We start from the raw sequence: 24,559 nt of genomic DNA on the forward strand, positions 1-24,559 counted from the left end.
TGCCGCATCCCGCACGAGCAGGCGACACGAGCCCGCCACCGTGCGGAAGCTGTCCGCGCTCAGGTGGCGCGAGGTGTCGCATCAGCCGCGATGAGGCGACACAAGCCGCCACTTCGGCACTGCCGGATGCCCCGCGCGCCGCTCACCGAGGCGGGTTCGGCCCCGACGACATCGCGGTGCTCTCGCGCACGACGAGCCGCGTCGGCACCGTCGAGAGCCCGGACTCTGCTCCCCCGTCGATCGCGGCGACCACGGTGGCGACAGCGCGTTCGCCGAGCTCGTCGAAGTCCTGCCGCACGGTCGTGAGCGGAGGGCGGTAGTCCGCGGCATCCGCGACATCGTCGAACCCGACCACGCTCACGTCTTCAGGCACGCGCCGCCCGGCATCCGCCAGCGCGTGCAGCACGCCGAGCGCCATCTGATCGTTCGCCGCGAACACCGCCGAAGCGGCGCCCAGTGCGGATGCCGCCTCCCGACCGGACGCTGCCGTCCAGTCGCCGCGCACCACATCGGGGGCGGCGATCCCGGCCGCGGCGAGCGCCTCACGCCATCCGCGCTCGCGCTCGGCGGCGGCGAAGGAGGTCGCGGGACCGGCGAGGTGATGCACGGCCGGATGCCCGAGCGACAGCAGATGATCGACCGCCGCCCGTGCTCCCCCGGCGTGGTCGGTGGCGACGACGCCGAAGCGCGGATCGGCCGGCGAATCGACGACCACGAGGGCCAGATCGGCCGACGCCGCGGCGCCGCGCGCCAGCACCGTGGCTTCGTTCAGGACGATCGCGCCGTCGACGCCCTGGTCGCGCAGCCGTTCGAACGCGGCGGCGATGTCGCCGGGCGCCCCGAGGGTCACGACGGTGAGCGCGTACCCGCGGGCCGACGCGGCATCCGCCACCGCCTGCAGCATGCGCGAGTTGCCGACGGTCGCCAGCGTCTCGGCGACCAGGCCGATCGTGTGGGTGCGGCCGGTGCGGAGGGCGCGCGCCGCGCGGTGCGGACGATACCCGAGACGCTCCATCGCGGCTTCGACGCGCGCGCGGGTGTCGGGATCGACGCGCGGGCTGTCGTTGACCACTCGCGAGACCGTCTGGCCGGAGACGCCGGCGAGCGCGGCGACGTCCGCCATGGAGACGCGCTTGACGGGGCCGACGAGCCGACGCTCGGGCCGCTCGGCGCGGGCCGCCTCCCGTTCGAGACGCTCGAGCGCACGTATGTCTCGGTCCACGGCGCCCTCCCTCTGTCGATTCTGTCGGCGTGTTGACGATAACACGTCCTTCGCGGTACCGTGTTGACGTGAACACGCCTACAGATGACACCGTCGTCACCCCGGAGCCCCTGGGCGCTGGTGTCGTGAAGCGCGCGACGCGCCTCGCCGACGGTCGTGAGCTCGTGTACTACGACGACCCCGACACGACTCTCGGCCCCGACCGCGCCGTCGACGCCCGCGATCTCGCCGCCCGCCCCGAGACGGCGACGATGCGGCTCGACGTGCTGACGGGCGACTGGATCACCGTCGCCGCCAACCGGCAGAACCGTGTCATGCTGCCCAGCGCCGACGCCGACCCGCTCGCTCCCCAGACGCCGGCCAATCCGTCGGAGATCCCGTCGCGGTACGACGTCGCGGTGTTCGAGAACAAGTCGCCCGCGTTCGGACCCGCCCTCGCCGAGGCGCTCGGCACGGCGCCGACCGCCGCCGATGCGCCGCGGGGACTCGACGATCTCGCGGCCCTGGGCCTCGGCCGCACCCGCACATCGGTGGGCCGCTGCGAAGTCGTGTGCTTCAGCCCCGAGCACTCCGGCTCGTTCGGCACGCAGAGCGTCACGCGCGCCCGCACGGTGATCGAGGCCTGGGCCGACCGCACGGCCGCGCTGTCGGCGCTGCCCGGCATCCAGCAGGTCTTCCCGTTCGAGAACCGCGGAGAGGCCATCGGCGTCACGCTCCCCCACCCGCACGGCCAGATCTACGCGTACCCCTACGTCACGCCCCGCACCACACGCCTGCTCGAGAGCATCGCGCGCACCGGGCCCGACCTGTTCCAGCGCATCCTCGAATTCGAGCAGGCCGGCGAACGAGTGATCCTCCGGGGCGAGCACTGGACCGCGTTCGTGCCGTTCGCGGCGCGCTGGCCGATCGAGGTGCACCTGATGCCGCACCGGCACGTGCCCGACTTCGCCGCGCTGAACGACGCCGAACGCGACGAGCTCGCTCCGCTCTACCTGCGGCTGCTGCGCGGCGTCGACGCGCTCTACGACACTCCGACGGCCTACATCGCCGCGTGGCACCAGGCCCCCGTCGGCGTCGGGCGCGACACCGTGCGGATGCGCCTCGAGCTCACGAGCCCGCGCCGCGCCGCCGACAAGCTGAAGTTCCTCGCGGGGTCCGAGGCAGCCATGGGGGCGTGGGCGGCCGAGATCCCGCCCGAGACCGCCGCCGCACGCCTCCGCGCCGCCGTCGAGTCCATCCCGGACCCGGCAGCCGAGACCGACCAGACGACCGCATCCGAAGGAGACGCACGGTGACCACCCCCGCAGGCGAGGCGTTCGCCCTGTTCACCGAGCTCACGTCGACCGAGCCGACCGGACTGTGGTCGGCCCCCGGCCGCGTGAACCTCATCGGCGAGCACACCGACTACAACGACGGGTTCGTGCTGCCGTTCGCGATCGAGCACCGCACGCATGTCGCACTCGGCCGGCGGGACGATGCGCGCATCCGCGTCGTGTCGACGTTCGATCCCGTCCCCGTCGAGGTCGAGATCGCCGATCTGGCGGCGATCTTCCCCGACGACCGCGAGGCCGTGCCGGAGTGGGCGCGCTATCCGCTCGGCGTGGCCTGGGCGCTCCTGAACGCCACGGGCGCCACCCCGCCGGTCGGCGTCGACCTCGCGTTCGCAAGCGACGTTCCCGTCGGCGCCGGGCTGTCGTCGTCCGCGGCGATCGAGGGCGCGACCGCGACGGCCCTCAACGAGACGTGGGGTCTCGGCCTCGACCGCACCGCGCTCGCCCGGATCGGCCGCACGGCCGAGAACCTGGCCGTCGGCGCCCCGACGGGCATCATGGACCAGATGGCCTCGATGCTCGGCCGAGCCGACGCCGCGACCTTCCTCGACTGCCGATCCCTCGAGACCCGGTCGGTCGACCTGGGCTTCGCGAAGGCCGGCCTCGAGCTCCTCGTGATCGACACGGGCGTGAAGCACTCGCATGCGACCGGCGGCTACGGCGAGCGCCGCGCCTCCTGCGAGCTCGGCGCCGGGATCATGGGCGTCACCGCACTGCGCGACCTCTCGGTCGCCGACCTCGACCGGGCGCGCGAGCTCATGGACGACGTCACCTTCCGCCGTGTACGGCACGTCGTCACCGAGAACCAGCGCGTGCTCGACACGATCGACGTGCTCGCCGCCGAGGGGCCCCTCGCGATCGGCGACCTGCTCGTCGCCTCGCATGCGTCGATGCGCGACGACTTCGAGATCTCGGTGCCCGAGCTCGACACGGCGGTCGAGGCCTCCCTCGCCGCCGGTGCGATCGGCGCGCGCATGACCGGCGGCGGCTTCGGCGGCGCCGCGATCGCGGTGGTGCGGCGCACGTCGAAGAAGACGGTGACGGATGCCGTGACCGCCGCGTTCGACGACGCCGGCTTCGCCGCACCGCACATCTTCACGGTGACGCCGTCGGAGGGCGCCCGCCGCGACGGCTGACCGAGGACCGCCATCGCGCGCAACCCCCTTGGCCGATGCCGCACGGCCGCCTAGCGTCGAAGGTGCGCCCGGGGCGACCCCGAGGCATCCGATCCGCAAGGGAGTGCACGTGGCCTACATCACCGTCGGAACCGAGAACTCGGCCGACATCGAACTGTTCTACACCGACCAGGGCGACGGGCAGCCCGTCGTGCTGATCCACGGCTTCCCGCTCAACGGAGAGTCGTGGGGCAAGCAGGCGGATGCGCTGCTCGATGCGGGATTCCGCGTGATCGCGTACGACCGACGGGGCTTCGGCGCGTCATCGAAGGCGGGGTCGGGTTACGACTACGACACGTTCGCGGCCGATCTGCACGCCCTGATCGAAGACCTCGATCTGCAGGACGCGATCCTCGTGGGCTTCTCGATGGGCACCGGAGAGATCGCGCGCTACCTCTCCCGCTACGGTGCCGGCCGCATCGCGAAGGCCGCGTTCCTCGGATCGCTCGAACCGTACCTGCTGAAGACCGACGACAACCCCGAGGGCGCCGGTCCGCAATCGTTCTTCGACGAGACGAGCGCGGCCGTCAAGAAGGACCGCTTCGCGTTCCTGACCGGGTTCTATAAGGACTTCTACAACCTCGACCAGAACCTCGGCAGCCGCATCTCGCAGGAGGCCCTCGATGCCAGCGTGCAGGTCGCGAACCAGGCGGGCAACGTCGCGCTGGCCGCCGCGCCCCTGACCTGGCCTACCGACTTCCGCGGCGACATCCCCTCGATCACGGTGCCGACGCTCATCGTGCACGGCACCGCCGACAACATCCTCCCGATCGACGTCACGGGGCGCCGCTTCTCGAAGCTGCTGCCCGACGCCGAGTACGTCGAGATCGAGGGGGCGCCGCACGGGATGCTGCTGACCCACGCCGACGAGGTCAACGCCGCCCTGCTGGCCTTCGTGAAGGACTGAGCGCGGGACGGGTCGCGCGGCCCGCCGCGTAGGCTCGCGGCATGCTCCGGATGCCGCGCGCCAACGTCCTGGCGGCGGGCGCGGCCGGGGTCGCGCTCCTGGCCTTCGGGGAGTGGCAGGCGTGGCGCGCGTCGCGTCGCCACTACCCCGCGGCGACGCGGCCGGGACCGCCCGGTGGGCGCGACGTCGTGCTCGTGCTCGGATTCCGCTCCACCGCGAGCGGGCGTCTCAACGCCGTGCAGAAGTGGCGCACGCGCATCGCGGCGCGCTCAGCCGACCCGGCGACGGCGCTGTTCGTCTTCTCGGGCGGCGCCGTGCGGGGCGAGCGACCCGAGGCCGAGCTGATGGCCGACTACGGGATGTCGCGGCTCGGCATCCCTCATCGCAACGTCGCGATCGAGCCGCTCGCGACCTCGACCCGTGAGAACCTCGCATTCGGGATGCCCTGGCTGCGCGACGCGCGCACGATCCGCATCGCGTCGAACACGCACCATGCGCTGCGCGCGCGGGGGTACCTGCGCGCGCTCGATCCCGCCCTGTGGGAGCGCCTCGCCCCCACCCGCGACCACGTGCTGCTCGAGCTCGGACCCCTGCGCCTCGCCCTCACGTTCTACGACTGGGTCGCGGGCCGCGCCGCGACGTCGGGGGCGGAGACCGCCGCTGACCCGCCGTCCTCGACGCACCGCAGGCATGCCCGTACGATCGGTGCGCCGACGCTCCTCCGGAAGGACACCGCATGACCCCCGATGCACCGATCGTGTCGATCTCGTCGGGCCGGGTGCGCGGCGCATGGCGCGGCACCCCGGGCGCCCCGGGCGCATCGGCCGCGTTCCTCGGCATCCCGTTCGCACAGGCACCCGTCGGCGAGCTCCGCTTCGCCGCTCCGGTCGCTCCGGAGCCCTGGGACGACGTCCACGACGCGCTGGCCTACGGCGCGACCGCCCAGCGCGGCGACACGGGAGACACGCTCATCCCCGAGCCGTCCGTGCCCGGCGATGCGACGCTCAACGTCAACGTGTTCACCCCCGCTCCGGGCGGGTCGGATGCCGCGCTCCCCGTCCTCGTCTGGATCCACGGGGGCGGCTTCACGGCGGGCTCCCCGGCCAGCCCGTGGTACGACGGCCGGGCGTTCAACCGTGACGGCGTCGTCACGGTCTCGATCTCGTACCGCCTGGGGTTCGACGGCTTCGGTCACATCGCCGGGGCGCCGAGCAACCGCGGCGTGCGCGACTGGCTTGCCGCCCTCGAATGGGTGCAGGAGAACATCGCGGCGTTCGGCGGCGACCCTGGCCGCGTCACGATCGCCGGGCAGTCCGCCGGCGGCGGAGCGGTGCTGACGCTCCTCGGGATGCCGGCGGCCCAGCACCTCTTCCATGCGGCGTGGGCTCTGTCCGCGGCGATCGGCGACGTGCCGCGCGAACGCGCCCGCACGTCGTCGGCCAAGCTCGCCGCCCTCGCCGGTGTCGCGCCGAGCCGAGCCGGGTTCGCCTCCGTGCCCGAGGGGCGGCTGCTCGAGCTGCAGGAGGCCGCGGCCTCCGCTCCCTCGAAGCATCCGCTCGCCGCCGTGCACGCCATCCTCGAGGACGGTCTGCCCTGGGGGCCGACCATCGACGGCGATCTCCTGCCGCAGCCCACGCTCGACGCGCTGCGCGCGGGTGTCGGCGCCGGCAAGCCGCTCGTGCTGGGCGCGACCGACGACGAGTTCACGATGACGACGGATGCCGCCAAGAACGCGCTCCGCCTCATCCCGGCCGCGGTCGCCCTCGGGCGGCTGCGCTTCGACGGCGATGCGCGGACCGCGTACCTCGAGGCGAACGCGGCGCAGCGCCGCAAGGGCACCGCGGCGGTGCTCGGCCGGTACGTCACCGACCGGGTGTTCCGCTCCACCGTGGTGCGCGTGGCCGAGGCACGCGGCGATGCGCCGACCTGGGTCTACCGCTTCGCATGGGTGTCGCCCGCGAGAGGGTGGTCGCTGCACTGCCTCGACGTGCCGTTCTGGTTCGACTGCCTGGACGCCGCAGGAGTGCGCGAGCTCGCCGGCGAGGCGCCGCCGCGCCGACTCGCCGCCGCGGTCCACGGAGCCGCCGCCGCGTTCGTGCGCGACGGCGACCCCGGCTGGCGGCCGTGGTCGACGGCGCCGGGCACCACGAGGGTGTTCGGGGGCGAGGCGTCCCGCCCCGACATCTCCTCCGACGGCTACGCCGAAGTGCGCGCCCTCGTCACCGGCGCCTGAGCCTCACCGGTCCCTGAGCCCGTCGGTCCCGGAGCCTGTCGAAGGGTCAGCTCAGGGCGGGGATGACCTCGCGCTCGAACAGATCGATGCCCGAGCGGTCGTACGCGTGCTCGGGGAAGTAGTGGATCGCATACCCGAGACCGAGGTCGGCGCGGGCGCGGAGCTTCTCCACGATCTGCTCGGGCGTGCCGAATCCGTCGGAGGCGAGGTAGTCCTTCTCGATCCCCGCTGCGCGCTCCTCGCCCACGTGGGGCGTGAGGCGGGCGATCACCGCGGCGAGGCGCTCGCGCGCCTCGGACTCCGTCTCGGCGACGATCGTGTTGAAGTTGGCCGAGAGGGTGATCTCCGACCGGTCGCGACCGAGCGCGTCGCAGTGCCCGTGCAGCACGTCGCGCTTGTGCGCGAACTCCTCGAGCGTGCCGGCGAAGTTCGTGTACGCCGCGTACTTCGCCGCGACCTTGAGGGTCACCTTCTCGCCGCCGCCGGCGATCCACATCGGGATGCCGCCCTCCTGGAGGGGCTGCGGCTGCACGATCGCACCGTCGACCTGGTAGTACTTCCCGTCGAGCGTCGCGCTGCCGGTCGTCCACGCCTGCCGGAAGATCTCGACGCCTTCGCGGAGCATCCCGAGCCGGTCGCCGATCGCCGGGAAGCCGTACCCGTACGCGTTCCACTCGTGCTCGTACCACCCGCCGCCGATGCCCATCTCGGCGCGTCCTCCCGAGATGATGTCGACGGTCGCGGCGACCTTCGCGAGATAAGCCGGGTTGCGGTACCCCATGCAGGTGCACATCTGACCGAGGCGCACGCGGTCGGTCGCCGCGGCGAACGCCGCCATGAGGGTCCAGGCCTCGTGCGTCGCCTCCTGGCTGGGCACCGGCGTGGTGTGGAAGTGGTCGTAGACCCAGATCGACTCCCACGGGCCTTCGTCGGCGCGCTGGGCGAGTTCGCGCATGACGCGCCACTGGTCGGAGGGCTCGATGCCGACGAGGTCGAATCGCCAGCCTTGGGGGATGAAGTTTCCGAAGCGCATGAACGTCAGCCTACGACGCGTGGGGGCCCTGCGCCCGGTCGACGCCGTGCTCGCGCCGTCAGTCGTGCGCGACGACGGATGCCGCCGGCATGCGCCGCCGCATCACGGCGATCGCCTCGGGGTTGGCGTCGACGAGCACGGCGTGGCGCCCGAGCGCCGCAGCGACGGCGCCGGTCGTGCCGCTGCCGGCGAAGAAGTCGAGGACTCGGTCGCCGGGGCGGCTCGAGGCCTGCACGATGCGGCGCAGGACGCCTTCGGGCTTCTGCGTCGGATACCCGGTCTTCTCGCGGCCGGTCGTCGGCACGATCGTGTGCCACCACACGTCGGTGGGAAGCTTCCCGCGCGCGGCCTTCTCGGGAGGGACGAGCCCCGGAGCCATGTAGGGCTCCCGGTCCACGGCATCCGAGTCGAACCAGTACCGGTTCGGATCCTTGACGTACACGAGGATCGTGTCGTGCTTGGTCGGCCAGCGCTTGCGCGTCTTCGCGCCGTAGTCGTAGGCCCAGATGAGCTCGTTGAGGAACCGGTCGCGCCCGAAGAGCGCGTCGAGGAGGACCTTCGCGTAGTGGGCCTCGCGGTAGTCGAGGTGCAGGTACAGCGTGCCGTCGTCGGCGAGGAGCCGCCAGGCCTCTTCGAGCCGGGGCTCGAGGAACCCCCAGTAGTCGTCGAAACGGTCGTCGTACACGCGCAGGTCGCCCCGCAGGCGTTCGTACTCGCGCCCGTGGAACCCCCGCCGCACGACGCCGCGCCGCGCCGCGCCGTCGTCGCCGAGCGCGGGAGCGTCCTCCGGTGCGCGAGACTCCGTCGCGGAGGGGTCGTGGTCGGCGAGCCGGGGCGTGGGGCGCGCGGTCTCGATCGCGCGCTCCTGCGGGCGGCCCGTGTTGAACGGCGGATCGAGGTAGATCAGGGTGAACGAGGCATCCGGGAACGACCGGATGACGGACAGGTTGTCGCCCTCGTGGATCTCGACCGACCCTTCGACCGGCTCAGGGACCGGAGCAGGCTCAGGGACCGGAGCAGGCTCGGGGGAGGTCACGGAACGCGGTGCAGCCACGCGTCGGAACCGAACTTCGACGCGACGAGGGCTTCGGCCTCGGCGTACTCCTCGTCGGAGATCGTGCCGGGCACGGCGCCGTACAGGGTCGAGAACGTCTCGATGAAGCGGTCGATGATCGCCTCGCGCGGGAGGCCGGTCTGGCTGCGCAGCGGATCGACGCGCTTCGCCGCCGACACCGTGCCCTTGTCGCTGAGCTTCTCGCGGCCGATGCGCAGCACCTCGGACATGACCTGGCCGTCCATGTCGTAGCTGAGGGTGGCGTGGTGGAGCACTCCGCCGTTGGCCAGGCGCTTCTGCGCCGCCCCGCCGATCTTCCCCGAGGGCGAAGCGATGTCGTTGAGCGGCTGGTAGGTCGCCTCGATGCCGAGCGAGCGCAGGGCGTGCAGCACCCAGTCGTCGAGGAACGCGTACGAGTCGGCGAACGTCATGCCCGACACGAGGGATGCCGGAACGTACAGCGAGTACGTCACGATCGAGTTCGCCGCCATGAGCATCGCGCCGCCTCCGGAGATGCGTCGCACGACGTCGAACCCGTGACGGGCCGCGCCCTCGGGGTCGACCTCGTTGCGCAGCGACTGGAACGACCCGATCACGACGGCCGACTCATCCCACTCCCACAGCCGCAGCGTCGGGTTGCGGCGCCCGTCGCCGACTCTGGTGGTGAGAACCTCGTCGAGCGCCAGGTTCATGCGCGGCGAGACCGGACGGTCGTGCACGACCTCCCACGAGAAGTCGCGCCACCCGGGCGCCGTGATCAGCGCCCGGCGCACGGCGGTGCCGACCGACTCGGGCGTGAAGCCCAGCAGCTGCGCTCCCTCGGGGAGCGCCGCGCGCACCGCGGCGGCGATCGTCGGCACGTCGGATTCGACCGCCAGACCGGTCACGGCCGCGTCGATGTCGGCGAGGGCGTCATCGGGCTCGAGGAAGAAGTCGCCCGCGAGGTGGAAGTCCGCGATCCGCCCGTCCCGCACCTCGAGATCGACGACGACGAGCTTGCCGCCCGGAACCTTGTACTCACCGTGCATGGCCTCAGCCTATTCCGCGGGGCACGCGGCCGGTCCGTTCTCGTCCGCGGCACCGCGGGAGAGCACGGGCACCCGGCGGGCGCTCAGGCTGCTCGCCGCCGGACTGCTAGGGTGGGTGAGCGGCCACCTGAGCCGTTGCGTCGTCGATACGCTTCCGGCACCCGCCGTGACTCTTTTCGAACGGCGAACCGATGCGCGAATCCGCGCCGTCGCCACTCTTCCGCACTCCGCATCCGCGGCCGGGCACCGTGCCCGCCTGTGCGCTCTTCCGAAAGCACCTCCATGTCTTCCTTCCTTTCTCTCGGCGTGCCCGAGAAGCTCGCTTCGATCCTTGCCGCAGAGGGCAAGACGGAGGCGTTCGCCATCCAGCGCGACACGCTCCCCGACGCCCTCGCCGGCCGCGACGTGCTCGGCCGCGGCCGCACGGGCTCCGGCAAGACCCTCGCGTTCTCCCTGCCGATGGTCGCCCGACTCTCCAACGCGTCGGCTGCCCGCCGCACGCCCGGACGCCCCCGGGGCCTCGTGCTCGCCCCCACCCGTGAGCTGGCCACGCAGATCGCGGCCGTCATCGCGCCGCTCGCCAAGGCCACCGGCCTCACCGTCACCACGATCTTCGGCGGCGTCAGCCAGAAGCCGCAGGAACAGGCGCTCCGCGCGGGCGTCGACATCGTCGTGGCCTGCCCCGGACGCCTCGAAGACCTCATGAAGCAGAAGGTCATCGACCTCTCCGCCGTCGAGATCTCGATCCTCGACGAGGCCGACCACATGGCCGACCTCGGCTTCCTCCCCGGCGTGACGCGCATCCTCGCGGCGACCCCCCAGGGCGGACAGCGGATGCTGTTCAGCGCGACCCTCGACCGCGGCGTCGACGTGCTCGTCAAGCGCTTCCTCCGCGAAGAGGTGCGCCACGAGGTCGACGAGTCCAGCGTGCCGCAGGGCGTCATGACGCACCGCGTGTTCGTCGTCCCCGGCACCGACGAGAAGACCGCGCTGGTCAAGCACCTCGCGTCGGGCCGCGGACGTCGCATCCTCTTCACCCGCACGAAGCACCAGGCCAAGAAGCTCGCGAAGCAGCTCACCGCCGCAGGCATCCCGTCGGTCGATCTGCACGGCAACCTGTCGCAGAACGCCCGCGACCGCAACCTCGCGGCGTTCAGCGCGGCTCCGGATGCCGGTGGCGTCCGCGTGCTCGTCGCCACCGACGTCGCCGCGCGCGGCGTGCACGTCGACGACGTCGAGCTGGTCGTGCACGTCGACCCGCCCATGGAGCACAAGGCGTACCTGCACCGCTCGGGCCGCACGGCCCGTGCCGGCGCCGAGGGCGTCGTCGTGACGGTCGCGCTCGACGCGCAGCGCCGCGACGTGAAGGACCTCCTCCGCATGGCGAAGATCGACGTCGCGCTCGAGCCCGTCGAGGCGAACGGCTCCGCCGTGTCGACCCTCGTCGGCCGCCCGGCCGATCACGTCACGCCCGCTCCCGTGCAGGCTCACGAGCAGCGCCCGGCACGCAAGAAGGCCACCGCCGGCCCCGGCCAGCAGCCCCGCAACAAGCCCCGCGTGACCCGCGACAGCGACTCGACCGAGAGCCGTGAGCGTCAGGCTCGTGCCGCGGGCGGCGCGAAGGGCCGCGGCGGCCAGTCGTCGGGCTCGAAGGGGCGCGGCGGGCAGTCGTCGGGAGCCGCCCGCAACGGCCAGGCGCCCGCGCAGCGCTCGGCAGCCCAGCGGTTCACCACGGGCAGCACCGTGAGTGACATCCAGCGCGGGTCGCGCACCCCGAACCGCCGCGCGCGCGGCTGATCCTCCGCACCACGCATCGACGAAGGGGCAGGCTTCCACCACGGAAGCCTGCCCCTTCGCCGTCGGCCGGGCTCCGGGCGCGACGCGCGCAGGCGGGCGGCGGGAGACGGTCCGAGAGCGCCATCCACGAGCAGAGGGGGCGGGTGCGAGGGCACCCGCCGCCTCCGCTCCGGGGGGGTCAGCGCGACGAGCAGGCGGTGCCGGCCAGACGGAACTGCCACGGGGTGTCCGCCGCCCCCTTGCCCGTCACCACGAACGCGGTCTTCTTGCCGGGGGCGAGGGTGCCGAGTGCCTTCGGTCCCGTCACGGTGACGTCGGCGCCCGACTGCGTGTACGAGCCGCCGACGACGCGGGTGACCTTCTGCGTGCCGCCGAAGGTCCACGCCAGCGTCCACGGCCGCAGCGTGGTCGCGCCGCGGTTCTCCACGGTGATCGCCGCGATGAAGCCCGATCCGACCTTCGTCCCCACGACACGCACGTCGCAGGCCAGGGGCGCCAGCGCCGGCGAGGCGAGCGAGATGAGCTCACGGGCCTGCACGGCGAACCACTGTCCCGCCGCCGGATCCTCGATGCCGCGGGCCGGGTCGAGCGGACCCGCCGTGCCGCGGTAGCACTTGCCGTCGGACTCGCCCGGGACCTTGATCCACAGGTGCGCGTCGACCAGCGGCGTGCCCGTCGACGTGGTCGGCAGCGCGCCGAGGGCGCGACCGGGAGGGTTGCACCAGTCCTCGTGCGCCGGATAGACCCCGGCGGGGTACTGCCACGGCCCGAGACCGTTGCGGCTCGTGTCGATCACGAAGTGCGTCGTGGGTTCGACGCCGCCGAGGATCGACGCGTACCGCGAGTCGACGCCCGCCGTGCTGACCTGGATCGGCGCCGCGGGATCGGTGGTCCATTCGGCGTACTGCGACATCGCGTCGCCGACCCAGCCCGTCGCGGGCCCGCCGTTCCAGTACTGGTTGCCGCAGTCGCCGAAGGCGCCGGGGGCCCCGGGCGCTCCGGGTGCGTACGTGCGCACGACCGTCGCGTAGGCGATGCACTGCGAGATCCACGTTCCGAAGAACGTGGAGTTCACCGTGAACTGGTAGTTCGACGCGTTCAGGTAGAAGCCGTCGGCGCGGGCGACGCCCGCCTTGAGGAGGCGGTCCGACACCTCGCCCACGTTGAGCCACGCGGCGCCGGTGCCGTCGAGGTACACCGACGTCTGCGCACCCGCCTTGAGCGCGTCGACGGCGTGGTTGAGCTGCGTGTAGCGATCGGATGCGGCCGTCGCGGCATCCAGTTCCGCCGGCTGGCACCACTCGAGGTTGCCGTCGAGGGTCGTGTAGTGAGGGATGATCCCGACGCCGTCGGGCTCGAGGATCACCGTTGCGGCCCGGTCGCCGATACCGGCGGCGAAGGCGTCGATCCATGCCGCGTACGACGCGGTGTCGGCGGCGCCGCCCGCGGAGTACTGCGCGCAGTCGCGGAACGGCAGGTTGTACGCGACGAGGACGGGCATCTTGCCCGACTTGGCCGCGGCGGTCACGACCTCGTCGACGGCCGCCGTGACCTCGGCGGGGGTGCCCTTGGTGAACCAGTCCGCCGAGGGGATGCTGCCCAGCAGCTGGGCGTCGGCCCGCGCTTGTCCGGAGAGCTTCTGCGCGGCCTCGAGCGTCGTGTTCAGGGGGTTGGCGTACAGCTGCGCGCCGGGGAGTCCGGGCTCTTCGGCGGATGCCGCGGAGGCGCCGAGGGGGACGGCGACGGCGGCCGTCAGCAGCACGGCGGCTGCCAGCGCGCCGCGTCGCAGCAGGCGTGGGCGGGGGGATCGGGGGGACATGCGCTTCCTCCGGGGTCGTCATCGACCGAGCCGACGTCGTCGTCGGTTCGGAGGCGGCCGCGGGTCCGATTCCCCTGGCATTCCTGGGGTGTTTCCATGGGAGCGCTCCCACGACATCCTCAAGAGTCAGGATGACGTGCGGCACGCACGCCTGTCAACGGCCCCGGTGGCGGGAGGGGTCAGTCGCGGGCGGGGAAGCGCGCGTCCAGCCACGCCAGGAGATCGGCGCGCACGTCGTTCTGCACGGCCTCGTTGAAGATCTCGTGCCGTGCGCCGGGGTACACGAGGGTCGTCACATCCGTCAGCTTCGAGCGGTCGCGATACGCCGCGGCGAGGCGGTGCACACTGCGCGGGCCTCCCACCGTGTCCTCCCGGCCGACCATGAGCAGCAGCGGAAGGTCGCGGCCGAGGTTCTTCTTCGGCTTGCCCATGAGCCGCAGCGTGTCGAGCGGGCCGAAGAGCTTCGGCAGCGGCTCGGTCGTCGTGAGCGGATCGTCGAGGAACGCCTGGCCCACGGCGTGGTCGGACGAGAGCCACTCGGTCCCCATCGCCCCGTCGCGCTTCCACGGCTTGTTGAGGTCGCCGGCGTTGAGCGAGCCCGGCCAGCGCAGCGACGATCCGCTGAGGACGACCGCGTCGTAGGCCTCCGCATGGTCGTCGACGAGCATCTGCGTCAGGAACGATCCCCACGAGTGGCCGAGGATGATGAGCGGCAGATCGGGGTTCTCGGCGCGGATGAGCTGCGTGAGCTGCCACACGGCGGCGACGGCCGCGCGGAGACCGCCCGGCCCGAGCCGCCCGAGCTTCGACGCATCCCCGTCGTGCTGCTTCATGCCGGTGCGGCCGTGTCCGCGGTGATCGTCGGCGTAGACCGTGTACCCCTCGGCAGTGAGGGCTGCGATGGTCACGGCGTAGCGGGCGGCGTGCTCGCCGACGCCGTGCAGCAGCTGCACGACCGCGCGAGGAGTGCCCTGTGCGGGGTGGACGTCGTAGACGATCGCGACGCCGTGCGCGTCGATGAACTCGGGCATGGCCTCGAGTCTAGGCATCCGGCTCCGCGTGGGCACGGACCGGAGCGTCGACCGTATTTACTTAGCAAGGCTAATGAGCTATGCTAACTATCCTGATGAGCCTGACTGAAACGCCGCCCGACACCGATTCCGCCGGCCACCAGTTCGCCGACGAGGCATCCGCCTTCCGCATGGCGACCTTCCGCCTCGCCCGCCGCCTCCGGGCAGAGCGGGCCGTCGACTCGATGAGCGACGGGCAGTTCGCCGTCCTGGCCGTGCTCAAGGTGCACGGCCCCCACACGCTGGGCGAGCTCGCCGACCGCGAGCGCGTGACTCCCCCGTCGATGACGCGCACCGTCAACTGCCTCGAGGAGTCCGGCTACATCACGCGTACGCCCGACGAGGTCGATCGCCGCAAGGTCAACATCGACCTCACCGACGACGGTCTCGCCGTCGTGCTCGAGACGACGCGGCGCCGGGATGCCTGGCTCGAGGAGGCGATCGGCGAGCTGAGCCCCGAGGGGCGCGCCACTCTCGCGGCCGCCGCCGAGATCATGCTGGGAGTGGCCGCCCGATGAGCGCCATGTTCCGTTCGTTCTCGGTCTTCAACTACCGCGTCTGGTTCATCGGCGCGCTCGTGTCGAACACGGGCGCGTGGATGCAGGCGACGGCTCTGAGCTGGGTCGTGCTGACCGAGCTCACGAACAACGACGCCGGCGCCATGGGCGTCACGATGGCCCTGCAGTTCGCTCCGCCGCTGCTGCTCGTGAGCGTCACCGGATGGGTCGCCGACCGCTTCGACCGCCGCAGGCTGCTCATGGTGACGCAGTCCGTCCTCCTGCTGCTCGGGCTCGCGATCGGCATCCTGCTGCTGGCCGGCGTCATGACCCTGCCGATCATGTACGCCTTCGCGCTCGCGCTCGGCGTCGTCTCGGCGTTCGACAACCCGGCGCGTCAGGCGTTCGTGTCCGACATCGTGTCGCGCGAGAACGCCTCCAACGCGGTCGCGCTCAACGCGGCGTCGTTCAACGGCGCCCGCATGATCGGTCCGGCCGTCGCGGGCATCGTCATCGTCGCGGTCGGCACCGGGTGGGTCTTCTTCGTCAACGCCTTCACGTTCCTCGCCATGATCGGCGCGCTGATGCTGATCCGCACCGACGACCTCGTGCCGCGCGTGCGGGCGGCGGGCGCCTCCCGCCTGGCCGACGGCTTCCGCTACGTCGGCAAGCGCCCCGACCTGATGGTCGCGTTCGCGATGGTGTTCCTGCTCGGCGCGTTCGGCATGAACTTCCCGATCTTCGCCTCGACGATGGCGATCGAGTTCGGCCAGGAGGCCGACGGCTACGGCCTCCTCAGCTCGATCCTCGCGATCGGATCCCTCGCCGGAGCGCTGCTGGCTGCCCGGCGCGACACGGCGCGCATGCGCATCGTCGTGATGGGCACCGGCATCTTCGCCGTCGCGGGCACCGTGTCGGCCTTCATGCCGGGCTACTGGACATATGCCGCGACGCTCATGGTGACCGGATTCGCCGTCGTCACCACCCTCACCACCGCGAACGGCTACGTGCAGACGACGACCGACCCGGCGCTGCGGGGCCGGGTGCTCGCGCTGTACATGGCGATCCTCATGGGCGGAACCCCCATCGGCGCGCCGATCGTGGGATGGGTGGCCTCGGAGTTCGGCCCGCGCGTCGCGATCCTCGTCGGCGGAGCGGCGGCCTTCGTCGCCTTCTCCATCGGGGCGGTGTGGATGCTGGCATCCGGCCGGCTCCACCGGGTCGAGGAGAGCCGGTTCCGTCTCACCCTCGACGAGACCCGCCCGCTCACGGTCGTGGCCCCGGAGGAGTTCTCCGACGAGGTCGCCGCGACGACTCCGCTGAAGCTGCCGGAGCTGGAGGACGCGGCCCGGCACCGAGCGGCTCGCTGAGGCGGTCGCCGGCGGGCGAGGCGCCGTGACGCACAATGGTGAGCACGGACCTGGGCGCGTGAGGGAGATATGGCGGAGAACGGCAGCGACATGAGCGACGACGACGATCTGCCGATCTACCTCCCGCCGGGAGGCGCGGAGAGCGTGCCGGGCTTCTGCGATCGGCTGGTCGAGCACCTCCAGTCCGCAACCCACCCCGGCGAGTTCACGTTCGAGGGCGTCGACGTCGACGAGTCGCAGGGCGTGTGGCTGGCGCCCCTCGGAGGCTACGACCCCGAGGTCGACCGGGAGGGCGCGGCCGACCGGCCCGCCGATCCGACGCTTCCCCCCGGCGGCTACGCCGAGGTCGCCGAGATCTCGGCCGAAGCGGTGCGGCGCGAACTGCATGCCGCGTGGGGTGCGCCCACCGTGCGCACGCCGCGTTTCGTCGGCAGCGAGCGCGAACCCGAGGGCATCCTCGACTACGTCATGACCGCCATCGGCGTCGACGAGGCCGAGATGTGGGATCGGGGAGCGCTCTTCTGCGTCGTCATCACCAGCTGGGACGGCGAGCCGCGCCGGAGCATGCTGCGTCAGGCCCTGGTCGTGCTGCCCCGCGAGTTCGCGCTCGGAGGCTTCGCAGCGGTCGCGGGCGACGAGATCACGATCCACGACCTTCTGATGCACGGCGAAGACCTGGGCGAGCTGCGCCGCCGCGCGTGGCTGCTGAGCACGCTGTTCGACGCGGGCGAGGTCCGCGTGCGCGAGGCGGTGCTCGAGGCCTCCCGGTTCAGCCTTCACTTCCGCAGCGGCAAGACCACCGTCTGGACGTTCGCCGACGACGGACGAGCGCTCGTGCTCTTCAACGACCCGGCATCGGAGTTCGCCCGGAGCGCGGCCGATCAGCTGATCGCCGATCATCTGCGCGCGGGCGACGAGTCCGAGTCCCCCGCCGACCCCGAAGAGCTGCGGGAAGCCGCGGAGCTGATCCTCGTCGCCCGGATGCTCGAGGGCATCCCCGACGATCTGCGGGAGCTGATCGCGGCGCCGGCGCAGAACGCGCGCGGCGAGGCCGCGGAACACGACCTCGAGTTCCGCCTGTCGAGCAGCGGCGCTCTGCCGATCATCTCGGGGGTGGCCTGGTACGACGGCGAGCACTGGCGCGTCCCGGCGGGTCTGCTCGAGATCGGCAGCGTCAACGACTTCGGCATGGACGACCTCGGGTTCGCGGAGGCGGTGCGCCGCCCGTTCCGTCTGGGCGGAGAGCTCACCGTCGACACCTTCGTCGCGCCGGACGACCACGAGCAGCGCGCGGTGTTCGAGCAGGTGTTCGCGGCCTGCCCGTACCCGGCGCAGCCGCGCCCGGCCGCCGCGGTCCGTCTCGGGTACGGCCTTCCGCAGGACGTGACCCACACCGAGCTCGTGGGTCAGATCGAGCGCGCCACCGAGGCGTGGTGGGATGTCGAGCCCGACGAGGCCGATCCCCGCGACGATCCCTTCCGGGTGGGCGGACGCCGTCTCCGCAGTTTCGACGGCAGGATCCTGCGCTCCATCGTCGCGATGGCCGAGCCCTGGACGAGCGACATCCTGCTGGAGTGGACTGCGGAGCTCCGGGAGGCGATGGAAGCGCGCTGGGGCAGGGCCGTGCAGATGCAGGCGCACAACCCCCACTCGGGGCTCGAGCGCAAGACGCCGGTCACGCGCGTGATGCGCGGGGTGGGGCTCCTTTCGGCGCCCCTGTGGTGGGTCAACGGACATGCGGTGCTGCTGATCTCGGGCATACCCGACCCCTCGTACGGCGAGGAGCCGCAGGCGATCCTCGTGATCGCGCGGGCCGATGCCGTGCTCGACGTCGTCCGGAACACGCGCACGTGGGAGCTTCGCACGCGGGCGCGCGTGCTCGGAACGCTCACCGAGATGACCAGCGGCGCAGCGCAGACCGACGAGATCGCGTGGAACGGCCCGTCGCTCGCCGGGAGCGATCTCGTCCCACGCGCGACCCGCGGACGCCTCCGCACAGGAGACCATCACTGGGTCTGGCACTTCGCGCTCGACGGCCGGGCGCTCCTCATGTCGTTCCCGATCGACGCGCAGGCGACGCGCGGCTCGTTCGCCGATCACGCGGAGCTCTTCACCGGCATCCCGGACGATCTGCTCTCCCTCGTCGTGGACCGCGATCCCGCCGGGCTTTACCCGGTCGTCACCCGTGAGCGGCCGGAGGATGCGGCGGACGACGGCATCCTCGGCACGGCGATCTCCCTCCCCGCCGCCCGCGCCGTGCTGTGGCGCGACGCCTACGACTTCCGCTTCTCCGACGGCCTTCTGCGCAGGGTGCGACCGATCGCGGCGGACGACGACTCCGGCGACGCGCGCACTCCCGACCTGACCGACCCCCTCCCCGTGCTGAACTCCGCGGATCTCGGGGTGCCCCAGCTCCAGGAGGCGCTGTACGTCGGCGACGAGCTCACGCGCGGCGTCCTCGCCGACGAGCGCTACGCACGCAACGTCTTCGATCGCACACCGACACGGGTCGAGGTGGACCGGGCGTTCGCGCAGCTGCGCGACGTGCATCAGAACGCGCTCACGGGGTCGATGAACCAGTTCCTGGATGCTGCGCTCGGCATGCCGGATCGGCGCTTCGTGCTCGATGCGGCGCTCGCCAACCCCGATCCGCGCAATCGGCGCGAGGTCGCCCTGCTCCTCCTCGAGCGCGAGACCGACGCGTCGATCCAGCTGTCGCACCTGACGCCCGTCAACGTGCTGCTCGAGAATCCGACGCTGGGCGCCGACGATCTGCCCCTCCTGCTGCGGCTGCTGCACGCCGGAGCGCGCGCCGGCGCGGGGCTGGGCGGAATCGGCGTCGCGCGGCATCCGATCGTGCAGCTCGCGGACCGCGCGCTCGACGAGTCCGAGATCGCACCGCTGGCTCGGGCGCTCCTGGAGGCGGCACCGGCCGACGACCTCACGCGTCCGGCGCTGCCCGACGGTCGCAGCGTGCGCGAATACCTCGAGGCCGGGGTGTTCCCGCACGCGTATCCGCGCGACGGACTGCGCGCGCAGGTGCACGAGGAGATGGAGCGCCGCGCCGCCCTGGCGGAGCGCAACGGCTACCGGTAGTCGGGCGCGCCGCCGGCACAGGCCGCGAGCGGTCCTCAGCGGGCGGTGAGCTCCACCACCACCGGGTCGTACCCCTCGGCGGTCACCGAGACGGTGATCCCGCCCACCCCGGTCGGCCGCACGATCGCGAGCGCGCGGCCGTCGAACGTCGTGACGGTCGGACCGGCGAACGACTCCTCGGTGCGGGCGCGGGCCGAGCCGAGTCCCGCGAGCTCCCCCGGTCCGTCGACAGCGACCGTGACGCGCACATCCCGGTCGCACGGCACGACTCCGTCGGCGTCGGCGAGCTCGATCGGGACGAAGCCGAGATCCTCGGGTCCTGCGCCGATGACGGATGCCTCGGCACGAGCGGTCAGGCGCACCGTCCCCGCCGTGCGCAGCGTCGCGCGCCCGACTTCGACGCCGCCGGACGACGCGACGGCGACGAGCTCGCCGGGGCGATACTCCGTCTCGAACCGCGCGACGAGGGGTCGGGGCGACCCGACCGGCATCCGTCCGACGACGGCGCCGTCGAGGAGCAGCTCCACGACGTCGGCATCGGCGTAGACGTCGACGGTGACCGGGGAGCCGGGCTCGGCATCCCAGGTCCAGGAGGCGACGACGTCGTCCCACGACCAGGGCGTCTTGGCGACGGGGCGCCCGTGGTGCTCGGGACGATGCACCGCGAACGCGGGCTCGGTGCGCAGCCCGAAGGCGAGCTCCCGATAGTGGGAGGCCGGCGTGCGGTGCCCCGTGATGTCGATGTCACCCGAGCGGGCGAGCAGGTACGGGTACGGACCCGCGGTCCCCGTGGGCACGTAGCCGTCGACATCGGTGTAGTCGATGCGGCCGATGCCGGCCTCGCCGATGTAGTCCCACCCCGTCCACGTGAAGTCGCCGATCACGTGGGGGTACCGGCGGACATCCGCCCACAGCGACGCGATGCGGTCGGGGAACGTCTCCGACCCCACGATGACCCGGTGCGGGAAGAGGTCGGCGTCGGGGCCGTAGCGCGAATCGGCGTAGTTGAAGCCCACGACGTCGAGCACCGCGGCCGATTCCTCGGTCGACTCGGTCACGAGCGGAGAGGCGTTCATGAGCGCCATGCGCTCGCCCATCTCCGCCATCATCGTGTTCGGATCCGAGGCATCCGGTGCGTCTTCGGCCTCGGCCATCCGCGACAGGTTCGCGATGATGCCGTTGATGCCGTTCGTCACGAAGCGCGTCGGATCGAGGCGGCGGAACTCCTCGGCGAGGCGCCGGCTCCACGTCGCGCCGTGCGGCGTCGCGAGCTCGAGGATCTCGTTGCCGATGGAGTACAGCACGACACTCGGATGCCGCCGGTCCTTCGCGACGAGCGCCGCCACCTCGTGCCGCCAGCGCGAGTCGAAGCCGATCGAGGAGTCGAAGCCCGTCTTGGCCTTCGTCCACACGTCGGTGAGCTCGTCCATCACGATCATGCCGTGGCGGTCGCACGCATCGAGCAGAGCGCGGCTGGCCGGATTGTGGGCGCTGCGGATCGCATTGAACCCCGCGGCCTTGAGCAGTCGCACCTTTCGCTCTTCGGCGGCGGCGGTCGTGGCGGCGCCCAGCGGCCCGTTGTCGTGGTGCACGCACGCGCCGCGCAGATCGACGGTCTCGCCGTTGATGCGCAGCCCGTGCGCGGTGTCGAGCTGGAGGCGACGCACCCCGAACACCGACTCGTCGGAGTCGACGGGCGTGCCGTCGAGCTCGGCGAGCACCGAACGGATGCCGTAGAGGTGCGGGGAGTTCGGTCCCCACAGGCGCGGATTCGGCAGCGGCAGGCGCACCCGGGCGACGGCGGACTCTCCGGGCAGCGCGCTGACGGGAGAGGTCGCGGTCGCCACCTCGACGCCGTCGGCATCCGTCACGGTCCACGTGAGCCGCAGCGCCCGCAGGTGCCGGCCGCGGTTCTCCACGACGGTCGAGACCTCGGCGATCGCACGCTCGTCGTCGATGTCGGATGCCGTCACCACGGTGCCGTCGAGCGCGATGTGCGCGGTGTCGGCGACGAGGAGGTGCACCGGCCGGTAGATGCCGCCACCGGTGTACCAGCGGCTGTCCTTGTGGACGCGCGCCTCGACGGTGAGGGTGTTGGTCTCGCCGAAGCGCAGGAACGGGTCGGCGTCGACCACGAAGCCGGCGTAGCCCGAGGGCTCGTGGGCGGCGAAGTCGCCGTTGAGGAACACCGTCGCGTCGCGGTAGACGCCTTCGAACTCGATGCGCACGGTGCGCTCGCGCCACTCGGCGGGCACGTCGAACGTCTTCGCGTACTCGAACACGCCGCCGGGCAGGTACCCGCTGTGCACCCCCTGCGTGCTGTCGGGCGACCGCTCGAGGTCACGCAGGGCATCGTGCGGAACGGCGATCGGCACGGCGGCGGTCGCATCGGTGCGCGATTCGAAGGCGCCGAGCTTGGGGCCGACCGACCAGCCGTCGGTGAAGGGGATGCGGTGCACGTGTCGGCTTCCGTCGGGGGTCAGGATGCGGGCGCGGGGCCGTCGCCCGCCGTCCCCTGGGCGTCGAGCGCCCGCTCGATCGATTCGAGGTCGTAGCCGAGGACGAACACCCGGAAGAACGCCGCGAGGGCATCGGCCATGTCGGTCGAGGTCGGATCGAGCAGCCACTGCACCTGGAGCCCGTCCATCATGGCGATCGTGGCGACCGCCGCGGCTGCGGGGTCGACCCCCGGCAGCAGACGCCCGGCGTCGGCGATGCGCTGGAACGAGCGCGTGGTGCTCGATCGCACCTGCTCGTACCGCTCGACGAAGTACGCATGGGCCGGGTGGTCGGGTGAGGTGGCCTCCGCCGACAGGGTGCAGTACAGCTCGATCACGCCGGGGATCGACGCGTTGTGCCGGGCCAGCGCGACGAGGCCGCGCAGGGCCTCGACTCCGTCCGGCGTGTCGAAGTCCACCATCTCCCGACTCAGGTCGTCGCGGAGGTCGAGGGTGGCCTGCAGCAGGGCGCTCTTGTTCTTGAAGTGGTGGAGGAGCCCCGCCTCGCTCATGCCGACGCGCTGGGCGACCTCGCGCAGCGACCCCGCGCGGTATCCGGACTCGGAGAAGACTGCGAGGGCGGCATCGAGGATCGCCCGCCGCGTGGTCTCGCTCTTCGCGTACTCGCCGCGGCGCTTCGTGACGGGAGCGACGCGCGCCGTCACCGTGCCCGTGCTGCTCGTTGCTGTCATGACCCCACCGTAATCCCGCGGCCACGACGTCTTCGTCGTGCGTCCGGGGCTCCTTCCTCACTGTTCTATAACGAATTCCTAGCATTCGCTAGGTTTCTGACTCAAAAACCTAGCGACTACTCGGAATTGCTGTTAGCGTCCTCGGCCAGGAGGCGATCCGCAGGGGTATCGCCCGAGAAGGGACCAAGGATGTTCCGTTGGAAGGCCACAGCAGCCCTCACCGTCATCGCCGCTCTCGCGCTCACCGGGTGTGCAGGCGGCGGCGGGGATGCCTCGGACGGCGGCGAGTCGGGCTCGGCAGACCGGCTGACGCTCACCGCGATCGCCGCGCCCACGAGCTACGACATCGGGCAGGGCGCCGAGTACGGCAACCGCAGCCCGTTCTTCCAGGCCGTGTTCGACACGCTCCTGCAGAAGAACTCCGCCGGCGAGATCGAGCCCTGGCTCGCGACGGCATGGGAGTACAACGACGACAACACCGTCCTCACCCTCACGCTCCGCGACGACGCCACCTTCACCGACGGCGAGCCCGTCGACGCCGAAGCGGTCGTCGCCAGCATGGAGCGCTTCCGCGACGGCACCTCGCCGCAGGCGGCGACCATGGCGGGCAAGGAGTTCACGGCGGTCGACGCGACGACGGTGGAGATCACGACCCCCTCCCCCGACCCCTCGCTCATCAACCTCCTGTCGATCGCGCCCGGACTCATCCAGGCCCCGTCGTCGTTCGACGACCCCGACTCCGCCACGAACCCGGTCGGCTCCGGCCCCTACGTCCTCGACACGGCCGCGTCGGTCACCGGCACGACGTACGTCTACACGGCCAACCCCGACTACTGGAACAAGGACGCCGTCTCCTACGCCAACCTCACCATCAACGTCATCGAAGACCCGACGGCGACGCTCAACGCGATGAAGGCCGGCGAGGCCAACGGCGCGAAGATCGTCAACAACGACACGATCCCCGAGATCGAGGCATCCGGCTGGACCATCGAGTCCAACGAGCTCGACTTCCAGGGCCTGCTGCTGTTCGACCGCGACGGCACCATGGCGCCCGAGCTCGCCGACGTGAAGGTGCGCCAGGCGATCAACATGGCGTTCGACCGCGAGGCACTCCTCGAGGCCCTCCAGCTCGGCTACGGCACCGTGACCGAGCAGGTGTTCCCCGAGACGTCCGTCGGCTTCGACGCCGCCCTGGACGACACGTACGCCTACGACCCCGAGGCCGCGAAGGAGCTTCTGGCCGAGGCGGGCTACCCGAACGGCTTCACGCTCAACATGATGTCGACGCCCGCCTTCCAGACGACCTTCGACCTCGTCGCCCAGCAGCTGAGCGACATCGGCATCACGGTCAACTACACCGATCCGGGCACCGGCAACTTCATCACCGACATGCTCGCGCCGAAGTACCCGGCGACGTGGATGGCGCTGGAGCAGAACCCCGACTGGCAGCTGATCAACTTCATGATCGCTCCGAACGCGACGTTCAACCCGTTCAAGTCGCAGGACCCGACGGTCGACGGCTACATCGCCACGATCCAGACCGGCACCGAGGAGGAGGCCGCCGCGGCCACCAAGGAGCTCAACGCCTACATCGTCGACCAGGCCTGGTTCGCTCCGTTCTTCCGGGTCCAGGGCACCTTCGCGGTGGATGCCGACACGAACCTCGAGTTCTGGCCGACGAACGCCTACCCGTCGATCTTCGACTTCTCGCCGAAGAACTGACCGACTCCGGCCCGC

General features: G+C 71.7%; 18 protein-coding genes. 10 read left to right on the forward strand and 8 right to left on the reverse strand.

The genetic code is table 11. The features are described 5' to 3' along the window. Positions 1-142: 142 nt before the first annotated feature. Positions 143-1,123 (reverse strand): LacI family DNA-binding transcriptional regulator, encoded by a 981-nt coding sequence (locus B0B14_RS15965; RefSeq protein WP_076683839.1) that lies wholly within the window; start codon positions 1,121-1,123, stop codon positions 143-145. Between the two features lie 167 nt (positions 1,124-1,290). Here B0B14_RS15965 and galT point away from each other — a divergent pair, with 167 nt between their 5' ends. The 5 genes from galT to B0B14_RS15990 all read left to right on the forward strand — a co-directional run bounded on the left by galT (position 1,291) and on the right by B0B14_RS15990 (position 6,868). Further along, positions 1,291-2,517 (forward strand): galactose-1-phosphate uridylyltransferase, encoded by a 1,227-nt coding sequence (gene galT, locus B0B14_RS15970; RefSeq protein ID WP_076683774.1) that lies wholly within the window; start codon positions 1,291-1,293, stop codon positions 2,515-2,517. After that, complete coding sequence (galK, locus tag B0B14_RS15975) at positions 2,514-3,689, forward strand: galactokinase (RefSeq protein ID WP_076683777.1); 1,176 nt, start codon at positions 2,514-2,516, stop codon at positions 3,687-3,689. Before galT ends, galK begins: the two co-directional genes overlap by 4 nt. 109 nt (positions 3,690-3,798) lie before the next feature. After that, entirely contained in the window at positions 3,799-4,635 is an 837-nt protein-coding gene (locus B0B14_RS15980) for an alpha/beta fold hydrolase (RefSeq protein WP_076683779.1), read from the forward strand. A 41-nt stretch (positions 4,636-4,676) separates the two neighbouring features. Beyond that, positions 4,677-5,375: a YdcF family protein gene (locus B0B14_RS15985; RefSeq protein ID WP_256714431.1), complete on the forward strand. Its 699-nt coding sequence runs from the start codon at positions 4,677-4,679 to the stop codon at positions 5,373-5,375. Then, on the forward strand, positions 5,372-6,868 hold the full coding sequence (locus tag B0B14_RS15990; RefSeq protein ID WP_076683781.1) for a carboxylesterase/lipase family protein: 1,497 nt from the start codon (positions 5,372-5,374) through the stop codon (positions 6,866-6,868). Before B0B14_RS15985 ends, B0B14_RS15990 begins: the two co-directional genes overlap by 4 nt. Before the next feature lie 46 nt (positions 6,869-6,914). Here the strand turns inward: B0B14_RS15990 and B0B14_RS15995 are convergent, their stop codons facing one another. The 3 genes from B0B14_RS15995 to B0B14_RS16005 form a co-directional block, all read right to left on the reverse strand. Further along, positions 6,915-7,901 (reverse strand): LLM class F420-dependent oxidoreductase, encoded by a 987-nt coding sequence (locus tag B0B14_RS15995; RefSeq protein ID WP_076683783.1) that lies wholly within the window; start codon positions 7,899-7,901, stop codon positions 6,915-6,917. Positions 7,902-7,959: 58 nt separating this feature from the next. Next, the gene (locus B0B14_RS16000) at positions 7,960-8,865 is read right to left on the reverse strand and encodes a DNA-methyltransferase (protein WP_076683843.1); all 906 of its coding nucleotides are present in this window, start codon (positions 8,863-8,865) and stop codon (positions 7,960-7,962) included. Positions 8,866-8,933: 68 nt separating this feature from the next. After that, positions 8,934-9,983, reverse strand: coding sequence for a lipoate-protein ligase LplAB (locus tag B0B14_RS16005; protein WP_076683785.1), 1,050 nt, complete (start codon positions 9,981-9,983; stop codon positions 8,934-8,936). A 282-nt stretch (positions 9,984-10,265) separates the two neighbouring features. Between B0B14_RS16005 and B0B14_RS16010 the strand changes: the two genes are divergently transcribed. After that, the gene (locus B0B14_RS16010) at positions 10,266-11,780 is read left to right on the forward strand and encodes a DEAD/DEAH box helicase (protein ID WP_083710679.1); all 1,515 of its coding nucleotides are present in this window, start codon (positions 10,266-10,268) and stop codon (positions 11,778-11,780) included. Positions 11,781-11,958: 178 nt separating this feature from the next. Here the strand turns inward: B0B14_RS16010 and B0B14_RS16015 are convergent, their stop codons facing one another. Continuing rightward, the gene (locus B0B14_RS16015) at positions 11,959-13,599 is read right to left on the reverse strand and encodes a glycoside hydrolase family 6 protein (RefSeq protein WP_076683787.1); all 1,641 of its coding nucleotides are present in this window, start codon (positions 13,597-13,599) and stop codon (positions 11,959-11,961) included. Positions 13,600-13,778: 179 nt separating this feature from the next. Further along, complete coding sequence (locus tag B0B14_RS16020) at positions 13,779-14,630, reverse strand: alpha/beta hydrolase (protein WP_076683789.1); 852 nt, start codon at positions 14,628-14,630, stop codon at positions 13,779-13,781. Between the two features lie 95 nt (positions 14,631-14,725). On the opposite strand from B0B14_RS16020, the gene B0B14_RS16025 reads away from it, so the two are divergent. The 3 genes from B0B14_RS16025 (at position 14,726) to B0B14_RS16035 (ending at position 19,632) form a co-directional block, all read left to right on the forward strand. Next, positions 14,726-15,187: a MarR family winged helix-turn-helix transcriptional regulator gene (locus B0B14_RS16025; RefSeq protein ID WP_076683791.1), complete on the forward strand. Its 462-nt coding sequence runs from the start codon at positions 14,726-14,728 to the stop codon at positions 15,185-15,187. Beyond that, on the forward strand, positions 15,184-16,536 hold the full coding sequence (locus B0B14_RS16030; RefSeq protein ID WP_083710680.1) for an MFS transporter: 1,353 nt from the start codon (positions 15,184-15,186) through the stop codon (positions 16,534-16,536). Before B0B14_RS16025 ends, B0B14_RS16030 begins: the two co-directional genes overlap by 4 nt. A gap of 90 nt (positions 16,537-16,626) precedes the next feature. Further along, positions 16,627-19,632: a hypothetical protein gene (locus tag B0B14_RS16035; RefSeq protein WP_143733751.1), complete on the forward strand. Its 3,006-nt coding sequence runs from the start codon at positions 16,627-16,629 to the stop codon at positions 19,630-19,632. A 35-nt stretch (positions 19,633-19,667) separates the two neighbouring features. On the opposite strand, the gene B0B14_RS16040 is transcribed toward B0B14_RS16035, so the two are convergent. Continuing rightward, positions 19,668-22,091: a glycoside hydrolase family 2 TIM barrel-domain containing protein gene (locus B0B14_RS16040; RefSeq protein ID WP_076683797.1), complete on the reverse strand. Its 2,424-nt coding sequence runs from the start codon at positions 22,089-22,091 to the stop codon at positions 19,668-19,670. A gap of 20 nt (positions 22,092-22,111) precedes the next feature. Next, entirely contained in the window at positions 22,112-22,822 is a 711-nt protein-coding gene (locus tag B0B14_RS16045; protein WP_083710681.1) for a TetR/AcrR family transcriptional regulator, read from the reverse strand. A gap of 189 nt (positions 22,823-23,011) precedes the next feature. Here B0B14_RS16045 and B0B14_RS16050 point away from each other — a divergent pair, with 189 nt between their 5' ends. Continuing rightward, complete coding sequence (locus B0B14_RS16050; protein WP_076683799.1) at positions 23,012-24,544, forward strand: ABC transporter substrate-binding protein; 1,533 nt, start codon at positions 23,012-23,014, stop codon at positions 24,542-24,544. Positions 24,545-24,559: the final 15 nt, after the last annotated feature.

Source organism: Microbacterium sp. RU33B (genome assembly GCF_900155915.1).
GTDB lineage: Bacteria > Actinomycetota > Actinomycetes > Actinomycetales > Microbacteriaceae > Microbacterium.

Bases quoted from the DNA above. Each gene is read 5' to 3' on its own strand.
- B0B14_RS16005 (WP_076683785.1), bottom strand. From the start codon at position 9,983: ATGCACGGTGAGTACAAGGTTCCGGGCGGCAAGCTCGTCGTCGTCGAT.
- B0B14_RS16010 (WP_083710679.1), top strand. From the start codon at position 10,266: ATGTCTTCCTTCCTTTCTCTCGGCGTGCCCGAGAAGCTCGCTTCGATC.
- B0B14_RS15990 (WP_076683781.1), top strand. From the start codon at position 5,372: ATGACCCCCGATGCACCGATCGTGTCGATCTCGTCGGGCCGGGTGCGC.
- B0B14_RS16050 (WP_076683799.1), top strand. From the start codon at position 23,012: ATGTTCCGTTGGAAGGCCACAGCAGCCCTCACCGTCATCGCCGCTCTC.
- B0B14_RS16035 (WP_143733751.1), top strand. From the start codon at position 16,627: ATGAGCGACGACGACGATCTGCCGATCTACCTCCCGCCGGGAGGCGCG.
- B0B14_RS16045 (WP_083710681.1), bottom strand. From the start codon at position 22,822: ATGACAGCAACGAGCAGCACGGGCACGGTGACGGCGCGCGTCGCTCCC.
- B0B14_RS15995 (WP_076683783.1), bottom strand. From the start codon at position 7,901: ATGCGCTTCGGAAACTTCATCCCCCAAGGCTGGCGATTCGACCTCGTC.
- B0B14_RS15985 (WP_256714431.1), top strand. From the start codon at position 4,677: ATGCTCCGGATGCCGCGCGCCAACGTCCTGGCGGCGGGCGCGGCCGGG.
- B0B14_RS16015 (WP_076683787.1), bottom strand. From the start codon at position 13,599: ATGTCCCCCCGATCCCCCCGCCCACGCCTGCTGCGACGCGGCGCGCTG.
- B0B14_RS16025 (WP_076683791.1), top strand. From the start codon at position 14,726: ATGAGCCTGACTGAAACGCCGCCCGACACCGATTCCGCCGGCCACCAG.
- B0B14_RS15965 (WP_076683839.1), bottom strand. From the start codon at position 1,123: ATGGCGGACGTCGCCGCGCTCGCCGGCGTCTCCGGCCAGACGGTCTCG.
- B0B14_RS16020 (WP_076683789.1), bottom strand. From the start codon at position 14,630: ATGCCCGAGTTCATCGACGCGCACGGCGTCGCGATCGTCTACGACGTC.
- B0B14_RS16030 (WP_083710680.1), top strand. From the start codon at position 15,184: ATGAGCGCCATGTTCCGTTCGTTCTCGGTCTTCAACTACCGCGTCTGG.